General features: G+C 66.4%; 23 protein-coding genes and 2 pseudogenes. 9 read left to right on the top strand and 16 right to left on the bottom strand.

Going from position 1 to position 21344, the window contains the following annotated elements; translation table 11 throughout:
- Together ID132_RS11890 and ID132_RS11885 are read left to right on the top strand one after the other, a co-directional pair.
- On the top strand, nt 1-587 hold a 587-nt coding region (locus tag ID132_RS11890; RefSeq protein WP_211198416.1), incomplete at its 5' end, for a GNAT family N-acetyltransferase.
- Complete coding sequence (locus tag ID132_RS11885) at nt 584-1066, top strand: PPC domain-containing DNA-binding protein (RefSeq protein WP_193128717.1); 483 nt, start codon at nt 584-586, stop codon at nt 1064-1066. The genes ID132_RS11890 and ID132_RS11885, both read left to right, overlap by 4 nt.
- Here ID132_RS11885 and ID132_RS11880 read toward each other — a convergent pair.
- The 3 genes and pseudogenes from ID132_RS11880 to ID132_RS14150 all read right to left on the bottom strand — a co-directional run.
- Nucleotides 1063-2436, bottom strand: a complete 1374-nt coding sequence (locus ID132_RS11880) for an MFS transporter (RefSeq protein ID WP_193128735.1) — start codon at nt 2434-2436, stop codon at nt 1063-1065. The two genes, ID132_RS11885 and ID132_RS11880, sit on opposite strands and share 4 nt — an antisense overlap.
- Before the next feature lie 79 nt (nt 2437-2515).
- Nucleotides 2516-3364 (bottom strand): M56 family metallopeptidase, encoded by an 849-nt coding sequence (locus tag ID132_RS11875; RefSeq protein WP_193128716.1) that lies wholly within the window; start codon nt 3362-3364, stop codon nt 2516-2518.
- A 154-nt stretch (nt 3365-3518) separates the two neighbouring features.
- Nucleotides 3519-3692 (bottom strand): annotated as a pseudogene (locus ID132_RS14150) (BlaI/MecI/CopY family transcriptional regulator); the annotation flags it as partial.
- A 330-nt stretch (nt 3693-4022) separates the two neighbouring features.
- Here ID132_RS14150 and dnaK point away from each other — a divergent pair.
- The 6 genes from dnaK (at nt 4023) to ID132_RS11840 (ending at nt 10083) form a co-directional block, all read left to right on the top strand.
- Nucleotides 4023-5888 (top strand): molecular chaperone DnaK, encoded by a 1866-nt coding sequence (gene dnaK, locus ID132_RS11865; protein ID WP_193128715.1) that lies wholly within the window; start codon nt 4023-4025, stop codon nt 5886-5888.
- Between the two features lie 2 nt (nt 5889-5890).
- Nucleotides 5891-6601, top strand: a complete 711-nt coding sequence (locus ID132_RS11860; RefSeq protein WP_125106675.1) for a nucleotide exchange factor GrpE — start codon at nt 5891-5893, stop codon at nt 6599-6601.
- 108 nt (nt 6602-6709) lie between these two features.
- Entirely contained in the window at nt 6710-7711 is a 1002-nt protein-coding gene (locus tag ID132_RS11855) for a DnaJ C-terminal domain-containing protein (protein ID WP_193128714.1), read from the top strand.
- 28 nt (nt 7712-7739) lie between these two features.
- Complete coding sequence (locus ID132_RS11850; RefSeq protein WP_193128713.1) at nt 7740-8192, top strand: heat shock protein transcriptional repressor HspR; 453 nt, start codon at nt 7740-7742, stop codon at nt 8190-8192.
- Nucleotides 8193-8287: 95 nt separating this feature from the next.
- Nucleotides 8288-9223 (top strand): D-alanyl-D-alanine carboxypeptidase family protein, encoded by a 936-nt coding sequence (locus ID132_RS11845; RefSeq protein ID WP_193128712.1) that lies wholly within the window; start codon nt 8288-8290, stop codon nt 9221-9223.
- A gap of 32 nt (nt 9224-9255) precedes the next feature.
- Nucleotides 9256-10083, top strand: a complete 828-nt coding sequence (locus ID132_RS11840) for a formate/nitrite transporter family protein (protein ID WP_125106678.1) — start codon at nt 9256-9258, stop codon at nt 10081-10083.
- On the opposite strand, the gene ID132_RS15005 is transcribed toward ID132_RS11840, so the two are convergent.
- Nucleotides 10080-10232 (bottom strand): hypothetical protein, encoded by a 153-nt coding sequence (locus tag ID132_RS15005; RefSeq protein ID WP_235988553.1) that lies wholly within the window; start codon nt 10230-10232, stop codon nt 10080-10082. The genes ID132_RS11840 and ID132_RS15005 overlap by 4 nt on opposite strands.
- 80 nt (nt 10233-10312) lie before the next feature.
- Nucleotides 10313-10642: pseudogene (locus ID132_RS15000) on the bottom strand (DedA family protein); the annotation flags it as partial.
- On the opposite strand from ID132_RS15000, the gene ID132_RS14995 reads away from it, so the two are divergent.
- Nucleotides 10551-10745: a hypothetical protein gene (locus tag ID132_RS14995; protein ID WP_235988551.1), complete on the top strand. Its 195-nt coding sequence runs from the start codon at nt 10551-10553 to the stop codon at nt 10743-10745. The pseudogene ID132_RS15000 and the gene ID132_RS14995 sit on opposite strands and share 92 nt — an antisense overlap.
- A gap of 17 nt (nt 10746-10762) precedes the next feature.
- Here the strand turns inward: ID132_RS14995 and ID132_RS11830 are convergent, their stop codons facing one another.
- The 11 genes from ID132_RS11830 to ID132_RS11785 all read right to left on the bottom strand — a co-directional run bounded on the left by ID132_RS11830 (nt 10763) and on the right by ID132_RS11785 (nt 21312).
- Nucleotides 10763-11227: a phosphatase PAP2 family protein gene (locus tag ID132_RS11830; protein ID WP_328744417.1), complete on the bottom strand. Its 465-nt coding sequence runs from the start codon at nt 11225-11227 to the stop codon at nt 10763-10765.
- Between the two features lie 241 nt (nt 11228-11468).
- Nucleotides 11469-13193, bottom strand: a complete 1725-nt coding sequence (locus tag ID132_RS11825) for a DUF2207 family protein (protein ID WP_193128711.1) — start codon at nt 13191-13193, stop codon at nt 11469-11471.
- Between the two features lie 222 nt (nt 13194-13415).
- Nucleotides 13416-14165, bottom strand: a complete 750-nt coding sequence (locus ID132_RS14130) for an HAD hydrolase-like protein (protein ID WP_328744415.1) — start codon at nt 14163-14165, stop codon at nt 13416-13418.
- 38 nt (nt 14166-14203) lie between these two features.
- Nucleotides 14204-15283, bottom strand: a complete 1080-nt coding sequence (locus tag ID132_RS14125; protein ID WP_235988542.1) for a hypothetical protein — start codon at nt 15281-15283, stop codon at nt 14204-14206.
- Between the two features lie 2 nt (nt 15284-15285).
- On the bottom strand, nt 15286-15918 hold the full coding sequence (locus ID132_RS11815) for an ATP-binding cassette domain-containing protein (RefSeq protein WP_193128709.1): 633 nt from the start codon (nt 15916-15918) through the stop codon (nt 15286-15288).
- A complete protein-coding gene (locus ID132_RS11810; protein ID WP_211198414.1) occupies nt 15915-16886 on the bottom strand; it encodes a hypothetical protein in 972 nt (323 codons plus the stop codon). The genes ID132_RS11815 and ID132_RS11810 overlap by 4 nt, the downstream gene beginning before the upstream one ends.
- A gap of 67 nt (nt 16887-16953) precedes the next feature.
- Nucleotides 16954-17598, bottom strand: a complete 645-nt coding sequence (locus tag ID132_RS11805) for a hypothetical protein (protein ID WP_193128707.1) — start codon at nt 17596-17598, stop codon at nt 16954-16956.
- 80 nt (nt 17599-17678) lie between these two features.
- On the bottom strand, nt 17679-17984 hold the full coding sequence (locus ID132_RS15370; RefSeq protein ID WP_413229378.1) for a lactococcin 972 family bacteriocin: 306 nt from the start codon (nt 17982-17984) through the stop codon (nt 17679-17681).
- Nucleotides 17985-18147: 163 nt separating this feature from the next.
- On the bottom strand, nt 18148-19248 hold the full coding sequence (locus ID132_RS11795; RefSeq protein WP_193128706.1) for a glycosyltransferase family 4 protein: 1101 nt from the start codon (nt 19246-19248) through the stop codon (nt 18148-18150).
- A 10-nt stretch (nt 19249-19258) separates the two neighbouring features.
- Nucleotides 19259-19954 (bottom strand): endonuclease NucS, encoded by a 696-nt coding sequence (nucS, locus tag ID132_RS11790; protein ID WP_125106682.1) that lies wholly within the window; start codon nt 19952-19954, stop codon nt 19259-19261.
- Between the two features lie 35 nt (nt 19955-19989).
- Nucleotides 19990-21312, bottom strand: coding sequence for an MATE family efflux transporter (locus ID132_RS11785; RefSeq protein WP_193128705.1), 1323 nt, complete (start codon nt 21310-21312; stop codon nt 19990-19992).
- Nucleotides 21313-21344: the final 32 nt, after the last annotated feature.

The following is a 21344-nucleotide window of genomic DNA, read 5'->3' as shown; positions in this document are numbered from 1 at the left end:
GGTATCGTTTCCGGATGCCAGTTACCAGCATTCGACACGCATCCGTGGCCGACATCGAGACCCTGGTGGACATTCACAACCAGGCATGGCAAGAGACCTACGCGGGCAAGATCCCGCAGCAGCGTATCGACGAGCTCAGCGATACCGAAGAGCGACGCAACGACTGGCTCGCCGCCCTCGAACGCGCCCAGCACGACTCCGAACTGCACGCGTGCATCGGCTTTGTCGATGGCACGCCCGCCGGCTTCGCGCTCGCGCGCCCCTCGGCCGACGTCGATGCGCCCCGAGCTACCGAACTCAAGCTCCTCTACACGCTCCGGATCGCTCACGGCACGGGCCTCGGCCGGGGCCTCGTCGACGCCGTGCTCGGCGACCGCGCCGCCTGGCTCTGGATGCTCGACGACAACCCCCGCGCCGAGCGCTTCTACGCGAAGCTCGGCTTCGCCCGCTTCGAAGAGCCCGTCTGGCGCTGGCCGAACGCCGCGAAACCGGATGTGCGGCTCGCGCGCGATGCGCAGGGCCCGGCTGTGCCCCGACTCGCACCCGAACATCCCGCCACCGCACTTGCTCAGGAGGCCATCGCATGAGCGATCCGACCGGCAACTACGCCACCCGCGCGATCCACGGAGACACCTGGACAGCCCGCGAGATCGCTAGGGGCTACGTGCTCAGCGTGCACACCGGCAACGAGCTCGTCGCGGCGGTCACCGAGTTCGTCGCGTCGCAGGGCATCTCGGGTGGCAGCATCGAGGGCATCGGCGCCGTCGCGCGGGCGACCCTGCGCTTCCGCGACCCGGTCGACCTGAACTACATCGACCGCGAGTTCGACGAGCAAATGGAGATCGTGGCGCTGCAGGGCAACGTCTCACTCAAGGCCGACGCCGAGGCGCGCGAGCCGCTCGTGCATCTGCACATCACGCTCGGTCGCGCCGACTACACGGCGCTCGCGGGCCACCTCAAGGAGACCTGGGTCAATGGGGCGTGCGAGATTTTCATTCGCACGAGCGAGGCCACGTACAAGACGATGGACGACTCGCTCGGCCTGGACATCTACGCCCTCGACTAGGTGGCCTGCAGGTCGGTGACCTTCGGTTTCGCGGGCACCGTGAGCATGACCACGAGGCCGATTGCGAGGGTGAGCAGAATGCCCCAGACGCCCGCCTTCGGCACCATCAGCCAGCTGATGAACGCGAAGTAGAGCAGGTTCGAGATCCAGCCGGCCGCCCGGCCGGTTGTCGCGTAGAGGCCGAACAGCTCGCCCTCATGTCCGGCCGGTGTCGCGCGCGACAGGTAGGTGCGCGACGCGGTCTGCACGGGCCCGACGAACAGGCAGAGGATGCTCGCGATCACCCAGAACACGATCTTGTCGTTCGAGGTGAACATGAGCACGACGCCGGCGATGAGCATCGACACGAGCGCAGCGATGATCACCGGCTTCGGGCCGATGCGGTCGTCGAGGCGTCCCGCCAACAGCGTGCCGAGCCCGGCGACGAGGTTCGCGACAACGGCGAAGTAGATGACCTCACTCGGCGAGAAACCGTACACCTGGGCCGCGAGCACGGCGCCCCACGCGAAGATCGCGCCAAGGCCGTCGCGGAAGATCGCGCTCGAGACGAAGAATTGCAGCAGCTTCCGGTCGGTGCGCCACAGGCGCACGATCGTGCGCCAGAGCGAGGCGTACGCCTGCAAGATCGACACCCTCGGCACATCCGCGCGACGCGGCGCCTCGGGCACGCGGAAGATCACCGGCAGCAGGAAGCCGGCGAACCAGATCGCCGAGACCACCACGGTGAGGCGGATGTTCAGGGCCGCGCCGTCGGCACCGGAAGGCGTCGCGAACAAGCCCGAGCCCGGCGCATCCCCGTTGAAGTCCTGAATGAACAGCACGAGCNCGACGAGCAGCAGCACGATCGAGGCGATGTAGCCGAGCCCCCAGCCGGTGCCCGAGACACGACCGACGTTCTCCTTCGTCGACACCTGCGAGAGCATCGCGTTGTAGCTCACCATCGCGAGCTCCGAGAAGACGGTGCCGATGGCGAGCAACAGCGCACCGAACGCGAGCAGCTCGGCCTCGGGATAGACGAAGAACATCACCAGCATCGCCGCGATCGTCACGCCCGAGAAGATCACAAGGTAGAACTTGCGCCGCCCCGAGCCGTCGGTCGCGCGGCCGAGCGCTGGGGCGAGCACCGCGACGATGATTGCGGCGGCGAGGCTGAGCCCGCTAATGACCTGCTGCGAGCCGGCCTGCGCGGTGAGATACACGGGGTCGTTCGGGTCGGCCCGGCCGGCCGCGACGGCAGCGGCGTCGAGAAACAGATCAGACGCCAGGTAGGTCGCAAACACGAACGTGACGACGACCGCCTGGAACGCCGAGTTGCCGACGTCGTAGAGCTGCCACGCGAACGATTGCCGCCGCTGCTCCTTCACCGTCATTCGGGTGCCGTCGAGGGTGACAAGATCGCCGCTCTGGGCCGCGTTGGTGGGGGAGTCGTGCCTGCTCACGCCCCGGAGTCTAGGTGGTCTCGGTGACGCTGAGGCGGATCGCCTCGGGCACCTGCGCCGACGCCGCGTGCGTGCGGGTGCTGCGGCGGTGCAACCGTTCGGCGCGCACGCCCGCGATCGGGTCGTTCGTGACCTCGCCCATGCGCACGAGCGCGTCGGCGAGATTGCCTGTGCCGGCCTGGGTGCACGCGGCATCGTCGGCCGCCAGCTCGGTGAATAGGCGTGTCGCACGTTGCAGCCCGGAGCTCGCGGCGAGCCACTGCGGCAGCGTGCGCGCGTTCGTCTCGGCGATGCGCACGAGCCAGCTGTGGCCTTGTTTGAGGTGCGCATACTCGTGCGCGAGCACGGCCTGCAGCTGCGGCTTCGTGAGGATCTCCTCGAGCGATGTCGAATAGAAGATTTCTGGTGAGCGGCCGGATGCGGTGCCCGGCACCGCGCACGCGAACGGCCGGGGCGCGTCGATGCGAACGAGCGTGAGGCCCGGTCGCTCGTCGACCGAGAGTGCGCGCTCGCGGAAGACGTCGATGACCTCGCGTTCTGACTCCATTACCGGCTCGGCGCCGCGGGAGATCGTGATGATCGTGCCGGCTACGACGATGAGTGCGAGCCACGGCGTCACAAACGCAACGACCGCGTCGAACTCGGCCGTGATGACCGGATGCTCGGGTGGGTTGAGCGTGTCGGAGATCGCGAGCACGATGGCCACGCCAGCGAGCACGTTGCCGAGGGCAAAGCTCGCGAACCAGAGCGCGAGGGCTCGCAGCGGGTAGCGCACCTGCCAGGTGCCGCGCGCGAGCAGCTTCGGCGCCACGATGAGCAGCGCCGAGGCGAGCAGCAACGAGACCAGGCCGGGGATCATGGTGCCGGGGCGCCCCTAGGCTCGGGCCCCGTCGAGGGCGCGGCGGAGCAGGTCGAGGTCGTCTTGGTCGAGGTNTGCCGGCGAACTGCATGAGCGCGACCTCGCGGTCGGCGACGCGATCGAGCGCCGCGAGCATCGTGCTGCTCGCCTGCTCTTCCTGTGAGCGGGAGGCGGTGTAACGCACCTTGCGCGGTGAGGCCGCCTCGCGCTGTACGGCACCCTTCTTCTCGAGCCGCCCAAGCACAGTGACGAGCGTCGTGTAGGCGGGCACGGGATCGCCGTCGCTCGCGGCTGCATCGAACTGCGCCTGAATATCCTTCGCCGACATCGGGGCCCTGGAATTCCAGAGCACGCGCATGATCTGCGTCTCAAGCTCACCACGCTCGCGTGTGCGAGTTCCCGGCATCTGTCCTCCCAATTCGGCTTCTACGACTTGTCGTAATGCTACGCCGACAGGACCGAAAAGGGGATGCGGCAAAGTTGAGTCGGGTTCACTCAACTCTCAGCTTTCTCAACTTGACATGATTCGGCTCAAGCCTAAACTTGAGGTAGATCGACTCAGGGTCGCCCTGGTGGGGTTCCTGGGTCTGGTCGATCGGCGGAATCCCGCCGTAGACAACTTCCCGACAATCGTTCCAACACGCAAGGAGCCACACATATGTCACGTGCAGTAGGTATCGACCTCGGTACGACCAACTCCGTCGTCGCGGTCCTCGAGGGTGGCGAGCCGCAGGTCATCGCCAACGCCGAGGGTATGCGCACCACCCCTTCGGTGGTCGCGTTCACGAAGGACGGCGACGTCCTCGTCGGCGAGACCGCGAAGCGCCAGGCGGTCACCAATGTCGACAACACCATCGCTTCGGTGAAGCGCCACATGGGTACTGACTGGACCAAGTCGGTCAACGGCAAGACCTACACGCCGCAGGAGATCTCGGCGCGAATCCTGTCGAAGCTCAAGCGCGACGCCGAGACCTATCTCGGTGACAGCGTCACCGACGCGGTCATCACCGTTCCGGCGTACTTCAACGACGCCGAGCGTCAGGCCACGAAGGAGGCCGGCGAGATCGCGGGCCTCAACGTGCTTCGCATCATCAACGAGCCCACCGCCGCGGCGCTCGCATACGGCCTTGACAAGGGTAAGGAAGACGAACTCATCCTCGTGTTCGACCTTGGTGGCGGTACGTTCGACGTGTCGCTGCTCGAGGTGGGCAAGGACGACGACTTCTCGACCATTCAGGTTCGCGCGACCGCCGGTGACAACCGTCTCGGTGGTGACGACTGGGACCAGCGCATCGTGGAGTACCTCATCGAGGAGTTCAAGAAGCAGACCGGTGTCGACGTTGCGAACGACAAGATCGCGCTCCAGCGACTCAAGGAGGCCGCGGAGCAGGCGAAGAAGGAGCTCTCGAACTCGAGCAGCACCACGATTCAGCTCCCGTACCTCTCGCTCACCGAGGCGGGCCCCGCGAACCTCGACGTCTCGCTGAGCCGTGCGAAGTTCCAGGAGCTCACGAGCGACCTGCTGGAGCGCACGAAGAAGCCGTTCCACGACGTCATCGCCGAGGCCGGCGTGAAGGTTTCCGACATCGCCCACGTGGTGCTCGTCGGTGGTTCGACCCGCATGCCCGCCGTCACCGAGCTCGTCAAGGAGCTCACCGGCGGCAAGGAGCCGAACAAGGGCGTCAACCCCGATGAGGTCGTCGCCATGGGCGCCGCCCTGCAGGCCGGTGTGCTGAAGGGCGAGCGCAAGGACGTCCTCCTCATCGACGTCACCCCGCTGAGCCTCGGTATCGAGACCAAGGGTGGCATCATGACGAAGCTCATCGAGCGCAACACCGCGATCCCGACTAAGCGCAGCGAAACCTTCACCACGGCCGAGGACAACCAGCCGTCGGTGCAGATCCAAGTGTTCCAGGGCGAGCGCGAGTTCACCCGCGACAACAAGCCGCTCGGCACTTTCGAACTCACCGGCATCGCGCCGGCACCCCGCGGAATCCCGCAGGTTGAGGTCACCTTCGACATCGACGCGAACGGCATTGTGCATGTTTCGGCGACCGACAAGGGCACCGGCAAGGAGCAGTCGATGACGATCACCGGCGGCTCGAGCCTGCCGAAGGAAGACATCGACCGCATGGTGCGCGAGGCGGAAGAGAACGAGGCCGAAGACAAGAAGCGTCGCGAGGCTGCTGAGCAGCGCAACGTTGCCGAGACTACGGCCTACCAGGTCGAGAAGGTCATCAAGGAGAACGAGGACAAGCTCCCCGCCGATGTCAAGAACGAGGTTCAGGGCGACGTCGACGCGCTGAAGACCGCACTCGCCGGTGACGACGACGACGCAGTGAAGACCGCGTTCGACAAGCTCAACGAGTCGCAGACCAAGCTCGGCGAAGCGATCTACGCTTCGCAGCAGGAGGCTGGCGAGGCTCCGCAGGCCCCCAACGAGGGCGACGCGGGCCAGGCGGCCGACGACGACATCGTTGACGCCGAGATCGTCGAAGACGAAGACGAGGACAAGGACAAGTAGCAATGAGCGACCAGAACCCGAACGACAACCAGAACGAGCGCGAGGAGCCGATCGTCAACGACAAGCGACGCATCGACCCTGAGACCGGGAAGGTTCGCGAGGAGGGTTCGGCCGCCGCCGATGCCGAGGTCGGGTCGGATGCCTCGGGCACCGACTCGGCCCCGGCCGGCGACCAGGCTGCTGAGGACCTCCCCACCATCTCCGAGGACGACCTGAACTCGTTGCTCGAGGAGGCCATGCAGGCCTCGACCGCGAGCGACTCGCAGGGCGACACCGATCCCGAGCCCGCCAACGAGGAGGAGCACAGCTACCTCACCGATCTCAAGCGGGTGCAGGCCGAGTACGCGAACTTCCGCCGCCGCACCGAGCGCGAGAAGGAGGAGCTCGCAGCGCTCTCGACCGCGAAGGCGGCCAAGCAGCTGCTGCCGGTGCTTGACGACCTCGACCGCGCCGATGCCGCGGGCGACCTGCCCGAGGGCAGCTCGCTCCAGGTGATCGCGAGCAAGCTCCGTGCGGCCATCGAGCGACTCGGCGTCGAACGCTACGGCGCGAAGGGTGAGCCCTTCGACCCGCAGCAGCACGAGGCGATCGCGCAGCTGCCGAACCCCGAGGTGACCGAGGCGACCATCGCCGACGTCATCGAGGTGGGCTACCGCATCGGCGATCGCGAGATCCGCGCAGCCAAGGTCGCGGTCTTCGTTCCCGCGAACTAATTGCACACCTGAGTGTGGCCCCGGATGGGGGGATGCGGCAGGTGTACCACCCCCGCATTCCCCATCCAGCTGCGAGGCGCATCCCGTCTCGCGTGAAAGGAGCAGCGTATGGCTAGCCAGGACTGGTTCGAGAAAGACTTTTATAAGACGCTCGGGGTCGACAAGGACATCAGCGAGGCCGACCTGAAGAAGGCCTATCGCAAACTCGCGCGCAAGTACCACCCCGATTCCAACCCGGGTGACACGGCGGCCGAGGAGAAGTTCAAGGAGATCTCCGAGGCGTACGACGTACTCAGCGACGAAACGACGCGCAAAGAGTACGACCAGATTCGCGCCATGGGCTCGGGCGCCCGCTTCTCGGCGGGCCCGGGTGGCCCCGGCGGTCAGCCCGGCTTCGACGACCTCTTCGGCGGCCTGTTCAACCAGGGCGGCGGCGGCGGGTATTCCTACCGCGGCACCCAGGGCGGCGCGGGCGCCTACGAAGACCTCTTCAACATGTTCGGTCAGGGCGCCGGTGCACCAGGCGGCTTTGGCGGAGGTTTCCGCCAGGCCGGCCCGCAGCGCGGCGCCGACCAGCGCGCGCAGACGACCCTGAGCTTCATGACCGCGTTCCGCGGCGACACGATCGACCTGCAGGCCGGTGACGGCCGGGTCATTACCGTGCGCATCCCGGCGGGCGTCAAGGATGGCCAGAAGATTCGCCTGCGCGGCAAGGGCGCGCCGAGCCCGAACGGCGGCGAGCCCGGTGACCTCATCCTCGAGGTGTCGGTGCGCCCGCACCCCGTGTTCTCGCGCGACGGCGACAACATCATCGTCACGGTGCCCGTCACGTTTGCCGAGGCCGTCAACGGCGCGAACATCGAGGTGCCGACGCCCGACGGCAAGACCGTCAAGGTGCGCGTGCCCGCGCACTCGCCGTCGGGCAAGCGCCTGCGAGTCAAGGAGCGCGGCGTGCCCCGCAAGCGCGGCCGCGGCGATTTGATCGTGCGCATCGAGATCGCCGTGCCCAAGAGTCTCAACAACGAACAGCGCAAGGCGCTCGAGGACTTCGTCGCCGCAAGCGGTGACGAAGACCCCCGTGCCGAGCTGATGCGCGCGGCACGCGGCTAGCGAGAAGGAGGTGCCAACGATGCGTGCAATGCATTCCCACGAAGTGGATGAGGACGCACCCGTCTTCCCAATCGCCGTCGCGGCCGAGCTCGCAGGCATGCACCCGCAGACGTTGCGGCAGTACGACCGGCTTGGCCTCGTCGTACCCGCCCGGACCGCGGGTCGCGTACGCCGCTACTCGCTCGCCGGCGTCGCGAAGCTCCGCGAGATCGGCTCCCTGAGCGAGGCCGGTGTCGGGCTCGAGGGCATCTCGCACGTCGTGCGACTGCGCGAAGAAGTGCAAGAGCTCAAGCGGCGCGTGCGTGACCTCGAGGGCGAGCTCGAGGAGCAGCGCAAGCGCTCCCGTGAGCGGGTCTTCGCGGCGGGCTACGGCGAGGTCATCGCGGTCGCCCGCGGCCAGCGCGTGCGCAACCGTAATGAGATCGTGCTCTGGCGTCCGCGCGGCGTGGAGCCCGAGCCGGGCGACGACGACCGCGGCTAGGCGCGCGCCATCCGTGCGTAGGATCCCCGGCGGGTACTCCCCGTCGGGGATCCTTCTGCGTGCGAAACTGGCACGAGTCCAACAGAAAGTGCCGAATGACGTCTTCACCGAGCGAGTCTGCCGACCCGTTGACCACCCCCGACGAGTCGACCACCACCCCGAACTACGCTCGGCGCCGCGCCGTCATCGGTATCACCGGTGCCGCGGCGCTCGCGGTGGTGGGCATCGGCTTCGCGGCGGCGACCGGCTGGGGCGCGCCCGCCGATGTCGTCACGGTCGTGCAGGCGACGAACTCGAGTTCGGCCAGCCAGGTAACGCCCTCGAGCAGCGCGTCGTCGACGCCGAGCGCGTCCGGCACCGCGAATGAGTCCCCGACCGCGACGGCCACGCCCACCGCATCCGCCGCCCCGACGACCGACTTGCCCTACGACATCTCGACGGGCAGCAGCGTCACGGTGCTCGTGAACAAGCACTATTCGCTCGACCCCGTCGACTACGCGCCGAAGCCGACGATCAAGCTCACCAAACTAGACGTCCCGTCGATGAACGATCACTCGCTGCGCGAGGACGCGGCCGAGGCATTCAAGGACATGTACGAAGCCGCGCTCGCCGACGGCATCACGCTCGACATGGCGAGCGGCTACCGCGACTACGACCTCCAGACCGAGCTCTACAACGGCTACGTCGAAGACCTCGGGCAGAAGGGCGCCGATCTCACGAGCGCGCGCCCCGGATCAAGCGAGCACCAGACTGGCCTCGCGGCCGACATCTCGGCGCCCGGCGAGAGCGACTGCGTCCTCACCGAGTGCTTTGGAGAAACCGAAGCGAGCGACTGGCTCGTCGCGCACTCGCACGAGTACGGCTTCATCCTGCGCTACCCCGATGGCGAGACCGACGTGACGGGGTACGAGTACGAACCGTGGCACTATCGCTTCATCGGCGTTGACGCCGCCGCGGACTACCACGAGTCGGGCGCGGCGACGTACGAGGAGTTCCTCGGCGTCGAACCGGCCCCCGACTACGAAGACTAGGGCCGCGACCACCACTTCGAGAAGGCGCCGACGTGCTCGCTATTCCTGACACCCTGCAAGCCCAGGCGCAGGCCGCGGCGACAAAGATGGCGCTGCTGCGCACACCCGGTCGGCTTCTCGTTTCGGGCATGCTCGCTGGCGCCTACATCGGCGTCGGCGTCGTACTCATGGTCTGCACGGCGGGCCCGCTCATCGAGGCCGGCGACGGCTTCGCGAAGCTCGTCGCCGGCCTCGTGTTCGGCGTCGCGCTCACCATCGTGGTCTTCGCGGGCGGCGAGCTCGTCACCTCAACCATGATGATCGCGACGCAGGGTGCGCTCATGCGCAGTATCTCGGGCCTGCGCGCGCTCGGCGGCATGCTCGCGACGTTCGCGGCGAACCTGCTCGGCGCGCTCGCGTTCTCAGCGCTCATCGTCGCCTCGGGCGTGCTGCGCGCGAACGCCGCCGGCGGTTCGATGCTCACCGAACTGCTCGCCGCGAAGGCAGCCGAAGGTCCGCTCGAGTTGTTCACCCGTGGCATCCTCTGCAATCTGCTTGTCTGCCTCGCGATCTGGATGGCCGCGCGAGTCGCGAACGAGGTCGCGAAGATCCTGCTCATCTTCGCCGCAATCACGGCGTTCATCAGTTCGGGCTTCGAGCACGTCGTCGCGAACATGACGACCTACGGCATCGGCCTACTGCTCGGCGACCCGAACGCGAGCTGGGCGCTGTTCGGCGGTAACCTGCTCTGGGTCGGGCTTGGCAACCTAGTCGGCGGCGGACTGATCGTCGGCGCCGGATATTGGCTGGTCGGCGGACGACCGCGCGTTGAGGCCGAGGTGGATGAGCGCCTCGAGTCGCGCGAGGCCCCTCGCGATTAGTCGAGCAGGCTCGCGTCGTCGGCGACGATCGGCTCCACGGCGCGGCCATTCTTACGCTCGCGGCGCCAGCGCACGAGCGCGCCGATGACGACCGGCAGCACCGAGGCGAGCACGATGACGATCGCGAGTACGTCGATGTTGTCGCGCACGAACGGAATGCCGCNAGCAGCGTGCCGACGAGCGTGAGGCTGATCACCCAGAGCAGGGCGCCGAGCACGTTCCACATGACGAAGCGGCGGTACTTCAGCGACGCAGTACCCGCGGCGAGCGGCACATAGGTGCGCACGATGGGCACGAAGCGGCCGAGCACGAGCGCGAACGGGCCGTACTTCGCGAAGAACCGCTCGGCCGTCTCGAGGTGTTCGGTACGCAGGATGCGCGCATCCGGCTTGAACAACCGGCGCCCGAAGCGGATGCCGAGCCAGTAGCCGACCTGGTCGCCCGCGATGGCGGCGACAATCGCGACGATGGCGATCGACCACGGCGTGAGGCCGAGCTGCGTCGCGAGAATCGCCGCGGTGACGATCAGCGAGTCGCCGGGCAGGAATGGGAAGAGCACCCCCGACTCGATGAAGATGATGATACCGATGCCGATGAGCACCCAGGGCCCGAGCGCGGGCAGCAAGGTCTCGGGGTCAAGGATGTCGAGGATCGCGAAATGAAACGGCACCACGAGAGGCTACGCGGTTTCGCTGGAGACGCGTTGCCAGATAGGCGGATGCGGTCGCTCGCGCTCGCGCTGCAGCCGGCTCGCGAGCGGAGCCCAGATGATGATCGCGATGCCGAGCGCAATGAGCAGGCCGCCGATGGTGTCGGAGATCCAGTGCGCGCCGAGGTAGGTACGCGAGAGCATCATGCCGACCGTGTAGACCGCGCCGGCGACCCAGACCCAGACGCGGGGGAAGATGATCGCGAACGTCGCAGCCATGACCGCAGCATTCGCACTGTGGCCCGAAGGGAACGACCCTGGGTCGGCCGCGACGAGGATGTCGAGGGGGCGCGGGCGCCCGACGATGTTCTTCACGAGCTGCACGATGAGCGTCGCGAGGATTGTCGCGGAGGCGTAGTAGAGCGCCGCCCACGGCCGCCGAAGCAGTAGCAGCCCCACGATCGTCACGACGGGAATCACGGCGATCGCGAGCACGCCACCGCCGACGCTATTGAAATAAGCGCGAGCCAGGTCCAGGGCTCGCCACGGTGCTCGACGAGCTCGCTCATCCACTCGACCTCGAAGCCGAACGGCTTGTTCGCCTCGCGGTAGACAACGATGAGCGCGNAGCACCGCGACGAGCACGAACGCCGTAATGGCCGAGACGAGCGGCCAGCGTCGCGAGACCCTGGCGCTCACCTCACGCGTCAACTTCGGATCAGTCATGGCTGCGAATTTAGTGCCCGCCGACTGAACCTCCGCCGAAACCGCCGCCGGCCGCGCCGCCGCCCGAGAACGAGCTCGACGAGCCTGAGTAGCCGCCGCCGCTCGAGTCGCTCGGCGCGGAGTAAGTCGGGCTCACCCCGTGGAGTTGCTGGTCGGCCCACATGATGCCCGCGGCGTGACCACTCACGTACGACGGCGAGGTTTGCGCTTCGGCGTATTTGAGATCGATGAGCTCCGACCACTTCTTGGACATCTTGAACAGCACCGCGAATGGCAGCAGCCGCTCGTACACGTGCAGCACGGTCGCTGAGTCGGGGCCAGGCCCGGAGATGCGCTCGGCGGTGTCGGGGCCCTGCAGCGCTCGAAGTCGGTCTTCCTCGGCGAGGCGCAGGTAGTCGCGCACGCCGTAGAGTTCGGTGAGCACCTCGCGTCCCGACTGGGTGAGTGTGCGTGGGTTGAGGGTGATCACGACGAGCAGCGCAATGACGGCCACGATGCCGAGGATCGTTGAGCAGAGGGGAATCCACATGACGTCCTCGCTCACATGCGCGAATTGCCCGATCACGAACGCAACGGCGGCGATGAAGAGCAAGATAGCGATCGACGCGAGCAGCTTCCAAAGCCGCACCCGCCCCGAAACGTCGGCGAGCCCATCCGTTTCGACCCGCTTGACCGCGGCCTTGACGAACGGGCGCCAGCGCTTCACGAGCGTCTGGCTGTTATTCACGAGCAACTCGTTGTCGCCCGACTCGCGAATGTCGAGCACATTGTGGAGGAAATGCTTGGTCTGCCCCGGGAGCTCCTCGGTGGGCTCGGCATAGCGCACTCGTACAAGTGGCTTCGAGTCTGGCTTGGCATTCTTCGGCCGGTACTCCTCGAGCAGCACGCCACCGCGCACGGCGGCGTCGAGCACGTGGGCACGGAACGGCGGGCCCTGATCCGGCAGGCGACCACCCTGCAGCACGATGGCCGCTCGAATGGGCGAGATGTCGCTCGAGTAGCGGGGGATGATCGGCGTGAGCGGCCGGGGCCTGCGCGAGCGCTGCAGCAGCACGAGCAGTGCGATCGCCACGGCGAGCGTGCCGAGCACGAGCCAGAACGCGAGCCGCTGCGTGTCGCTGAGCTTCTCGAGGAAGTTCGGCAGCTGCACCTCGCTCGCGTCGAGCCGCAGGTCGAGCGTGACGTCCTCCTCGCCGAGGTTCACCGAATCGACGGTGATGACCGTGACGCCGTCACCAGATTCGACCGAAAAGTCACAGTAGTCATCTTTGAAGCTCGCGCCGATGTAGCAGTTCGCGTCGAGGCCGTCGTAGCCGGGGGAGTCGTCGTTGTCGGACTGCTCGCGCAGCGCCTGCCAGAGCTCGGAGTCGAGGCGCACCTCGGCCGAGAACTCCTCGATGTCTTGGTACCGATTCGGCGGCGTGAGGTTTGGGGCGTAGAGCACGTGGGGGTACGAAGAGTCATACGCGATGAGCGTGTTCACGAGGGTGTACTCGATCACGTAGGTCGTCGAGCCGTGCACGAACTCGTTGCCGATCACGAGCACGAGGTCGTTCGCCCCGAACTCCTGCTCGGTATCGTACGGCACGGGATTGCCGTCGCCATCGGTCACCGAGACATCCTCGATGCGCATCGTCTGCCCGCCCATGTCGACGGGAATCCCGCGCACGATGCCGCGGTTCTGGTCGAAATCGGGGAACTCGGCCGTGATGGTCTCGGTGAACTTCGAGCGCACGACCTCGCCGCCGAAGGCGCCTCGGTCGATCGTCGCGTCGATCTCGGTGTGCCAACTCGAAAACGAGAAGTCATTGACGCCGGTGGCTGCAGGCTGTTNGCGCGCTCGCGGCGGTCGGGGTCAGCGCCAGGATGATCGCGGCGAGCAGCGTCGCGAGCACCGTGAAGGCGGCGGGGCGGGGGAGTCGTTGTGTGCGCATCCTGCTCCTCACTCGCCGGCCCCCTACTGCGGCAGTCCCAACACGCTGCGCAGCTCGGCCGGCGTCGTGACGACGGCAACCGCACCGGCCTCCTCGCCGAGGTGGCCGTAGCCCCAGGTGACGTAGGTCGCTGGTACGCCGTGCTCGCCCGAGCCCTCGACGTCGTAGAACCGGTCGCCGATCATGAGCACGTTGCTAAGGTCGACGCCGGCGCCGCGCAGGCGAGCGAGCGCCTCGGCTACGACGTCGGCCTTCTCGGAGCGCGACTCGTCGGCGGTCGCGCCGGTGATGAAGTCGAACTGCGAGGCGAGACCGTACGCCTCGAGCACGCGGGTCGCAGCATCCTCGGGCTTGCTCGTCGCGGTCGACTGCGGCATGCCAGCGGCGTTCAGTTCACGGATGATGTCGCCGACGCCGGGGAACTGCGGCGACGCGAGCAGGCCATCCGCGTCGTAAATCTCGCGGTACGTCTCGAGCGCGTGGTTGATCTCGATCGCGTCGTCGAGCCCCTGCTCGCGGAACGTGTCGATGATCGGAGGGCCGACGTAGCTGCGCAGCGTCGCGCCGTCGGGAATCGGCATGCGCAGCGTGTCATAGGTGCGGCGCATCGCGTCGATGATGCCGGCGGCCGAGTCGCTGATCGTGCCGTCGAGATCCCACAGCACGGCCGTAAACGGCGCGATGCCGGTGCCGTGCGGCAGGCTCACGGCGCGGGGCGGCAGGGATGCGGCGGGCTGCGCCGTGCGGGTCTCAATCGATTCGTCGGTGGTCACGCGCTCCAGGGTAGCCTCACGCCACTGAGCGTCAGCGGCTACGACCGTTCTTTGAAGAACGCGAACAAGGCATGTTCGCGGATGCTCACGACTGCGATGGTGATGCCCGCGACGGCCCCGGGGACGCCAAGCAGGATCACGCGCAGCCCAAGGCCTAGCAGCGAGCCCAACGAATCTGAATGCGTCGTGGCCGCCACGAGCGTGAACGAAATAAGCACCGCCGTGGCGAGCAGCAGCCAGACCCCGTGTTGGAGTAGTTGGATGCGCAGCAGGGCGCTGGTCGACACCCCCGCATGCCGGGCCGACGCGAGTTCGAGGCGACGCGCCCGTACAGCGAAGAACCCGAGGACGGCGCCAAACACGACGGCAGCGACCCCGTCGAACCGACTCAGTCGATCGGCAAACATCGAGGCACCATCGAAGCTGCTTCCCAGCGACGGATTGAGCTGCACGAACTCGGGGCCGCCCTCGTCCGCGGTCGCTGCGGGGAGCACCACCGAACTCAGCATGGCGTTGAGGTTTGCGGGTTCGGGCCACGAGCGGACCCAGCATTCGTCGTATGCAACCTCGCCCACGGGCTCGGGGAGCATGACCGCGTAACCGTAGCCCTCACGGCGGCCGTCGTCGGGATAGGAGTAGACGCCGGCGATATCGATGTCACCGGCGTTCGTGGCGAGTCTGGTGGTGGCACCAAACTCGTTGAGGACTGGGGAGCCAACAAATGCGCCGCTTGGCGTTGGACCCCCGTTGGTTGCAGTCACGCCGAGCACGGCCGCGATACCGGGGGTGGCGGCGTACTGGCTGAGGGGGACGTTCTGCATGATGTTGACGCGCAACTGACCGGGAAGCGCGCGGACTGCGGCGCTATCGACTCCGAAGTCGGCACTGAGTGCTTCGCAGGCCGCCCCGTCGATACGGCCCTCGGCCGTCACGACGTGCACGTTTGCGCCCCGCGCTTGGTAGTCGTCAGCGGCATCGAGAAGGTCGATCACCGAAGTGAGTTCGTGAAGCAGCAGAATGCCGATGAGGCAGACATAGACGAGCCCGAGGGTAAGGACTCGCGCCGTTCCCGTTAAGACATCTCTTGTCGCCTCACGAACGATGGCATCGGCCCGCATGATTATGAACCCACCCGTTCGCCCGCTGCGTAGGCTCCGAGGTCGACCTGTCGGTCGCAGGATGCAGCTGTCTCGGCGTCGTGGGTCGCGACGAGCACGATGCCACCCGCGTCACCGATCGCTGCGATGGCCCTGTTGACAGTGTGCGCATTGCGACGGTCAAGCTGAGCAGTTGGTTCATCGACAAGCAAGAGATCGGGGCCAGCTGAGAGGGCGCGCGCGAGCATGAGGCGCTGACCCTCGCCACCTGACAATTGAGAGAACGGACGTCGGTCGATGATGTGGTCGAGACCGACCCGTTCACACAACTCTTCGGCCTGCGCATCCGCCTCTTTGGGAGTCAGCCCCGCGGCAAGGAGCGGGAGCGCGATGTGATCGATCGCAGCTCGGCGGGGGACCCCGTGCGGATTCTGGAACACCCACTGCACCTTTGCAATGTCGTCGAGGACGGCGTCACCCTCGGCGGGTTTGAGCCAGCCCGCGATGATGGAGAGGAGCGTGCTCTTCCCGCTCCCGCTGGGCCCAGTCACCGCGCAACGCTCGCCGGGCACGAATGTGTCGGTGAGATCGCGAAACAACCACGGCCCCTCAGTTGAGAAACGGTGGCCGAGGCCTTGCAGGCGCACTCCGCTCATTGCGGATTGCAGTCGCGTCGTGGGTCGCTGGGCGCCGTCACCGTTGCCGGCAGCTCGCCCCCAGCAGCGGGCTCAACATATGTCTTGCCGAGTCGTGAACCGATGACCGTGACAGCAATGTCGGTATCGGCGGTCGCAATGCACGCGCTGGTGCCGTCTACCGCGAATACGGCCGCGGGTGCGACGGCCGCGACGGAGACCGGCACAGTGAGCGCAACAACCCCCGAGATCGCGGCGTCAGCGGGATTCTCCGCGGTTGATGCTGAGAGCCACTGGGACGATTGGCCCGCGGCTTCCAGAGCAGCCGCGTCGGTAACGGCACCGGACTCGTTGACTGGCGCAGTGATGCCAGCGACTTCGAGCACGTGTTCGCCTGGAACGAGATCGGTCGGGAAATCGAGCACTTGGATGCCGTTGATAAGGCCCGCGACGGTCGCCAGCGGGGTGCCAGTATCTACGGTGGCGCCTAGCGGCGCATCGCACGAGACGATGTGTGCTTCTGATGACGGCAACCACAAGATGCGCTCGAGCGGAATCGTCGTTGCATTTGCAGAGTTGCTGCCAAGAAGCGACGTGAATGCATTGATGAGCTCGGCATCAACGGCACCTGTACTTGCGACATCTACGCCGAGGCGCACCAACTCGGTTCGGAGGGCTTCGACATCGTCGCCGGTGTCGCCTACCGTGAGTGATCGCCAGAGCGGAGTCGTCGTGCTGAGCGCGAGCAGTTCGACGCCGTCGATCGCTGCGGCGACCGTGCCCGATGTGAACGAGCCCCCGGTCACGCATGAAGTTGAAGTGACCCGGCCCGCGGTCTCGGGGGTCACTTCGGTGTTCCCCGTTGAATCAAAGCGAACCTGCACGGTTCGGGCGTCGTCGAACGACTCGGTAGTTACTGCAAACTCGGTGATCGTTGACGCCTGTGCCAGCTGGTCAGGGGCATTGCCTGGCAGGGTCAGGTGCCCCACCGCAGCTCCGGTCGCGAACACGGTGACGGCGACAGCGATTGCAACTCCTGCTTTCGTGCCGCTCCACCTAGCCACCGAAGGCACCCGTCGGATTGCTCTCGCACATCTGGACTGCCTCGATCGCCGCCGCCTCGTCGCCGAGAACGTAATCGCTGAGGGGCGATGACTTGTAGTCCTCCGCACTGTACGTCGAGATCACTGTGCCCGAACGAACCATGCATGCTGCGATATCGACGCTTTGATCTTTGTTTTCGGGGTTGGCGTGGATCGAATAGTAGAGGCTTATCGCCGTGTCGACACCCTCGCTGGCAGAGCACTCGTCGGCGATTGTGTTCGCGTTGTCAGGGCCGACCGATTCTTCGAAGGTGAATTCGAAGGAACCATCTTCGTTGAAATCGTCAAAGGTTACGCCCTGCGCGGCCAGACAAGTGCGGAATGACTCGGTTAACGTCTGTTTCTCTGCCTCGCTAATTTCTTCGTCAGCGAGATACTCCCGTACTTGCGCATTCGGTGCTTTTTGATACGCTGCGGTGAATTCACTCGCCCAAGGGCCTGAGAATTCCGGAGCTTCTGTTGATAGATTCTCTGTGGTGTCCACGAGGTCTTGATGCGGCTCTTCGGCGGTTGCAGTACAGCCGTTCAGAACTAACGCCAACCCGACACAAGTGGCGATAGCGTGCAGTGCATCCCTTGAGTGCTTCCAGGCGATCATTAAACTCCGGTCCGGTTGCTAGACGGGGAGGGGCCGCATGGCGGGCAACGAACAATGTCATCCCGCCATGCAGCTCTCAACTAGTAGACGTGATAGTAGGCGGTGTTGCCGTTCCCGCCAAAGATGGATCCGCTCGCTGTGATGCTCGCATAAGACCAGACGTTTGCGCCCTTGTCGGCGGAACGACTACACGAGTTCTTATTGCATGCTGTAGATCGATGCTTCTTGGACGGGTGGTGGTAGTTCGAATACACCAAGATTGTGCTGGACGGTTCGTGTACACCGTATTGCCAAGTACCGCCTTGTGGGTACTCAGTTGTTGCGTTTGCGGCTCCCGCGCCGCCAGCAATGCTAGCGACGGTGAGAGCAGCGGTTGTTAGGACGATTGCCAGACGATTTTTTTCATCGGAGTCTCTCTGTTTGAGATGGCATCAATGCTCCATGGGACAGTAGCAATTCTGCACAGATCGACGACAGCTGTCAACAGCAAATGTACTGCGTCTAAAAAATGACAACTTGTGTCGAGATCTAGACGCTCGGATTCGGTCCCTACCCCTTGAGTTCGCGCGCCAGCTCGAGCAGCCGCTGCGCCGAGGCAGCCCACGTGAACCGCGAAATGTGCTCGAGACCGGCGGCCGATGTCGCCTGGCGCCCCTCGGGCGTGCTGAGTGATTCGACCTGCTGCGCGAACTCGTCGGGGCTCGTCGCCGCGAAGTAGGCGGCGCCGTCGCCCGCGACCTCGTGAAAGATCTCGAGGTCGCTCACCACGGCGGGCACGCCGAGCGCGAGGGCCTCGGCGATCGGCAGGCCGTAGCCCTCGTCGAGCGATGCGGAGACGAGCAGCGCGTCGTCGGCGAGCAGGGCCGCGTACTCCTCATCGCTCACGCCGCCGTGGAACACGATCTCGGAGCCGTCGGCGAGCGGTGTCTGCTCGACCACCCGCTCGAGCTCCTCGAGCCGCTCGGGCGAGATGCGGCTGAGCAGGTGCAGGGTGCGGCCGGGCAGCAGCTCCATGCCGCGAATGAGCGTCTCGACGTTCTTGTAGGGCATGAACGAGCCCATATAGATGAGATTGCGGCCGGTGCCGGATGCGGGGCTCGCGCCGGCGGGCAGCAGCGCGCGCAGGTCGTTCGGCGCGTTCGGAATCACGTGCACCGGCCGCTTCGTGAGGCGATGGCCGACGATCTCGCGCTTCGAGACCTCCGACACCGTCGCAACGGCATCGGCGCCATTGAGTGCGGCCCGCTGCGGCCAGTAGGTGAGGTGGTACGCGCGCCAGCCGAGGCGCAGCGCGAGATTGAGATTGCTCGGCGGGCGGCGGTGCCGGTAATAGATGAGGTCGTGCAGCGTCACGATCGCCTTGTATTTGCGGCCGGTCGTGCCGATGGTCTGCAGCGGCGAGAAGACGACGTCGGGCCGGTACTTGTTCAGCTTCAGCGCCGCGATCGGCTCGAGCGCCGACTCGTTCGAGTGAAACAGCAGCCAGTTGGCACCCCCGGGCAGGTGCTCGAGCTGGCGCCGGTCATGAATGAGAAACGTCACCTCGTCGGCGGCGAGCGCGTGCACGGCGCTGCCGAGCTGCGCCGTGTAGCGGCTGATGCCGTCGTGAAAGTCGGTGCGGATGTACCGGGCGTCGAAGAAGAATCGCATCGCGGGCAGCCTAGAACAGCCGCGGAGCGCCCGAGTCGGTGCCGCGCATGTCGTCGTAGTCGAGTACGACGCAGCGAATGCCGCGGTCCTCGGCGAGCGTACGGGCCTGCGGCTTGATCTCCTGCGCCGCAAACACGCCTGTCACAGGCGCGAGCAGCGGGTCGCGGTTCATCAGCTCGAGGTAGCGCGTGAGTTGCTCGACGCCATCGATTTCGCCTCGGCGCTTGATCTCGACGGCGACCGACTTGCCCGACTCGTCGCGCGCGAGAATGTCGACGGGGCCGATCGCGGTCATGTACTCGCGGCGCACGAATTCGTGGCCGTCACCGAGTCGCTCGATCTGCGCGGCGAGGAGCTCCTGCAGGTGGGCCTCGACGCCGTCCTTGGTGAGGCCCGGGTCGACGCCGAGGTGGTGGTCGGAGTCGCTGATGATCTCGAAAAGCTGCACGCGGAGCTTGTCGCCCGTCTTCTTGTGGGTGACCTCCCAGATCTTCGCGATGCCCGCATCCGCCTGCTCATCGCTCGGCTCGACCTCGGCGAACACGCACGGCGGGCTCATCCAGTTGAGGGGCTTGTAGCTGCCGCCGTCGCTGTGCACGAGCAGCGAGCCGTCGGCTTTGTGGATCAGCAGACGCGTCGCCTCGGGCAAATGGGCAGTGAGCCGACCGACATAGTCGACTGAGCAACGAGCAATCACCAAACGCACCCCGATAGGTTAGCTGCTCGGCGTGCGCGGCCGGGCTAGCGGGATGCGCCGGTCACGATCCAGCGGCTGCCTGCGACCCGCACGGCGAGCGTCGCGCCGCGCGAGAGCATGAAGCCACCGCCGTAGGCGGCCCAGAGCCAGTAGAGGCCGCTCTCGGCGGGTACGAGTGTGAGCACGAGCCAGACGCACACCGCGAAGACGGCGAGGTTGATCAGGCCGACCCACGCGAGGTAGGCAATGTCGCCCGCGCCGATGAGTACGCCGTCGAGCGCGAATACGAAGCCGCACAGCGGCAGCGTCGCGGCCATCGTCGCGATTGCGCCGGGCAGCAGCTCGAGCACGCGCGCATCGGTCGTGAAGATGTAGCCGAGCACGCTCGAAGTCACGGCGACGAGCACCCCGAGCGCGAGGCCGAGCCCGATGCCCCACCAGATCAGCAGCCGCGTCACGCGCCGCACGGTGTCGCGGTCGCCGACGCCGAGGTCGTGGCCGACCATCGCCTGCGCGGCGATCGCAAGCGCGTCGAGCACGAACACGAGCACGTTGTAGATCGTGTACGTCACCTGCAGCGTCGCGAGCTCGGTGACGCCGAGCTGGCCGCCAGCCCAGACGAGCACGATGAGCGCAATGCGCATCGTCACGGTGCGCAGAATCATGAGGCCTGAGGCGGTGAGCGCCTGGCGTGGGTCACCGATGCCAGGCTGCAGGGTCACGCCGTGTGCGATCGCCGCCTTGCGGGCGATGGCGACGTAGACGAGCGCCATGCCCCACTCAGCGACGACGGTGCCGAGGGCCGAACCTGCGATTCCGAGGTTGAGGCCGTAGATGAATACGGCGTTGAGCAGCACGTTCGCAAGGGCGCCGGCGACCGAGACGATGAGCGGGGTGCGGGTGTCCTGCAGTCCGCGAAGCAGGCCGGTCGCGGCGAGCGTGAGCAGCATGCCGGGTAGGCCCCAGAGCGAGATCGTGAGGTAGCTCATTGCCGCGTCGGCGACCAGCGCATCCTGCGTGAAGCTCGCGACGATCGGCGATGCAAGCGGCAGGCCGATCAGCAGCAGCACGACGCCGCAGCCCAGGCCGAGCCACATGCCGTCGATGCCCGCGCGCACGGCCCCGGGCTTGTCGCCGGCGCCGAGGCGACGGGCGACCATCGGGGTCGTCGTGTAGGCGAGAAACACCATGAGCCCGACGAGCGTCGTGACGACGGTCGAGCCGACGGCGAGGCCCGCGAGCACCGGTTCGCCGAGGTGGCCGACCATTGCGGTGTCGGTCGCGACGAACAGCGGCTGCGCGATCAGCGCGCCGAGGGCGGGGATCGCGAGCGCCAGCATCCGGCGCGTGAGTTGCTGTGTGGCCATCGCGCCCATTGTAGGAAGCATTCGCACCCACC

Origin of the sequence: Gulosibacter sediminis (genome assembly GCF_014904065.1) — a bacterium.
GTDB lineage: Bacteria > Actinomycetota > Actinomycetes > Actinomycetales > Microbacteriaceae > Gulosibacter > Gulosibacter sediminis.
Note: the sequence above shows the minus strand (reverse complement) of the source record. Positions and strands in the feature narration are given on the sequence as shown.

Excerpts from the sequence above, each read along its gene's own strand:
- ID132_RS11860 (WP_125106675.1), top strand. The coding sequence starts at position 5,891 with ATGAGCGACCAGAACCCGAACGACAACCAGAACGAGCGCGAGGAGCCG.
- dnaK (WP_193128715.1), top strand. The coding sequence starts at position 4,023 with ATGTCACGTGCAGTAGGTATCGACCTCGGTACGACCAACTCCGTCGTC.
- ID132_RS11875 (WP_193128716.1), bottom strand. The coding sequence starts at position 3,364 with ATGATCCCCGGCCTGGTCTCGTTGCTGCTCGCCTCGGCGCTGCTCATC.
- ID132_RS11805 (WP_193128707.1), bottom strand. The coding sequence starts at position 17,598 with ATGATCGCCTGGAAGCACTCAAGGGATGCACTGCACGCTATCGCCACT.
- ID132_RS11785 (WP_193128705.1), bottom strand. The coding sequence starts at position 21,312 with ATGGCCACACAGCAACTCACGCGCCGGATGCTGGCGCTCGCGATCCCC.
- ID132_RS11795 (WP_193128706.1), bottom strand. The coding sequence starts at position 19,248 with ATGCGATTCTTCTTCGACGCCCGGTACATCCGCACCGACTTTCACGAC.
- ID132_RS14995 (WP_235988551.1), top strand. The coding sequence starts at position 10,551 with ATGGCGATCGACCACGGCGTGAGGCCGAGCTGCGTCGCGAGAATCGCC.
- ID132_RS11850 (WP_193128713.1), top strand. The coding sequence starts at position 7,740 with ATGCATTCCCACGAAGTGGATGAGGACGCACCCGTCTTCCCAATCGCC.
- ID132_RS11815 (WP_193128709.1), bottom strand. The coding sequence starts at position 15,918 with ATGAGCGGAGTGCGCCTGCAAGGCCTCGGCCACCGTTTCTCAACTGAG.
- ID132_RS11845 (WP_193128712.1), top strand. The coding sequence starts at position 8,288 with ATGACGTCTTCACCGAGCGAGTCTGCCGACCCGTTGACCACCCCCGAC.
- ID132_RS11855 (WP_193128714.1), top strand. The coding sequence starts at position 6,710 with ATGGCTAGCCAGGACTGGTTCGAGAAAGACTTTTATAAGACGCTCGGG.
- ID132_RS14125 (WP_235988542.1), bottom strand. The coding sequence starts at position 15,283 with ATGCGGGCCGATGCCATCGTTCGTGAGGCGACAAGAGATGTCTTAACG.
- ID132_RS11885 (WP_193128717.1), top strand. The coding sequence starts at position 584 with ATGAGCGATCCGACCGGCAACTACGCCACCCGCGCGATCCACGGAGAC.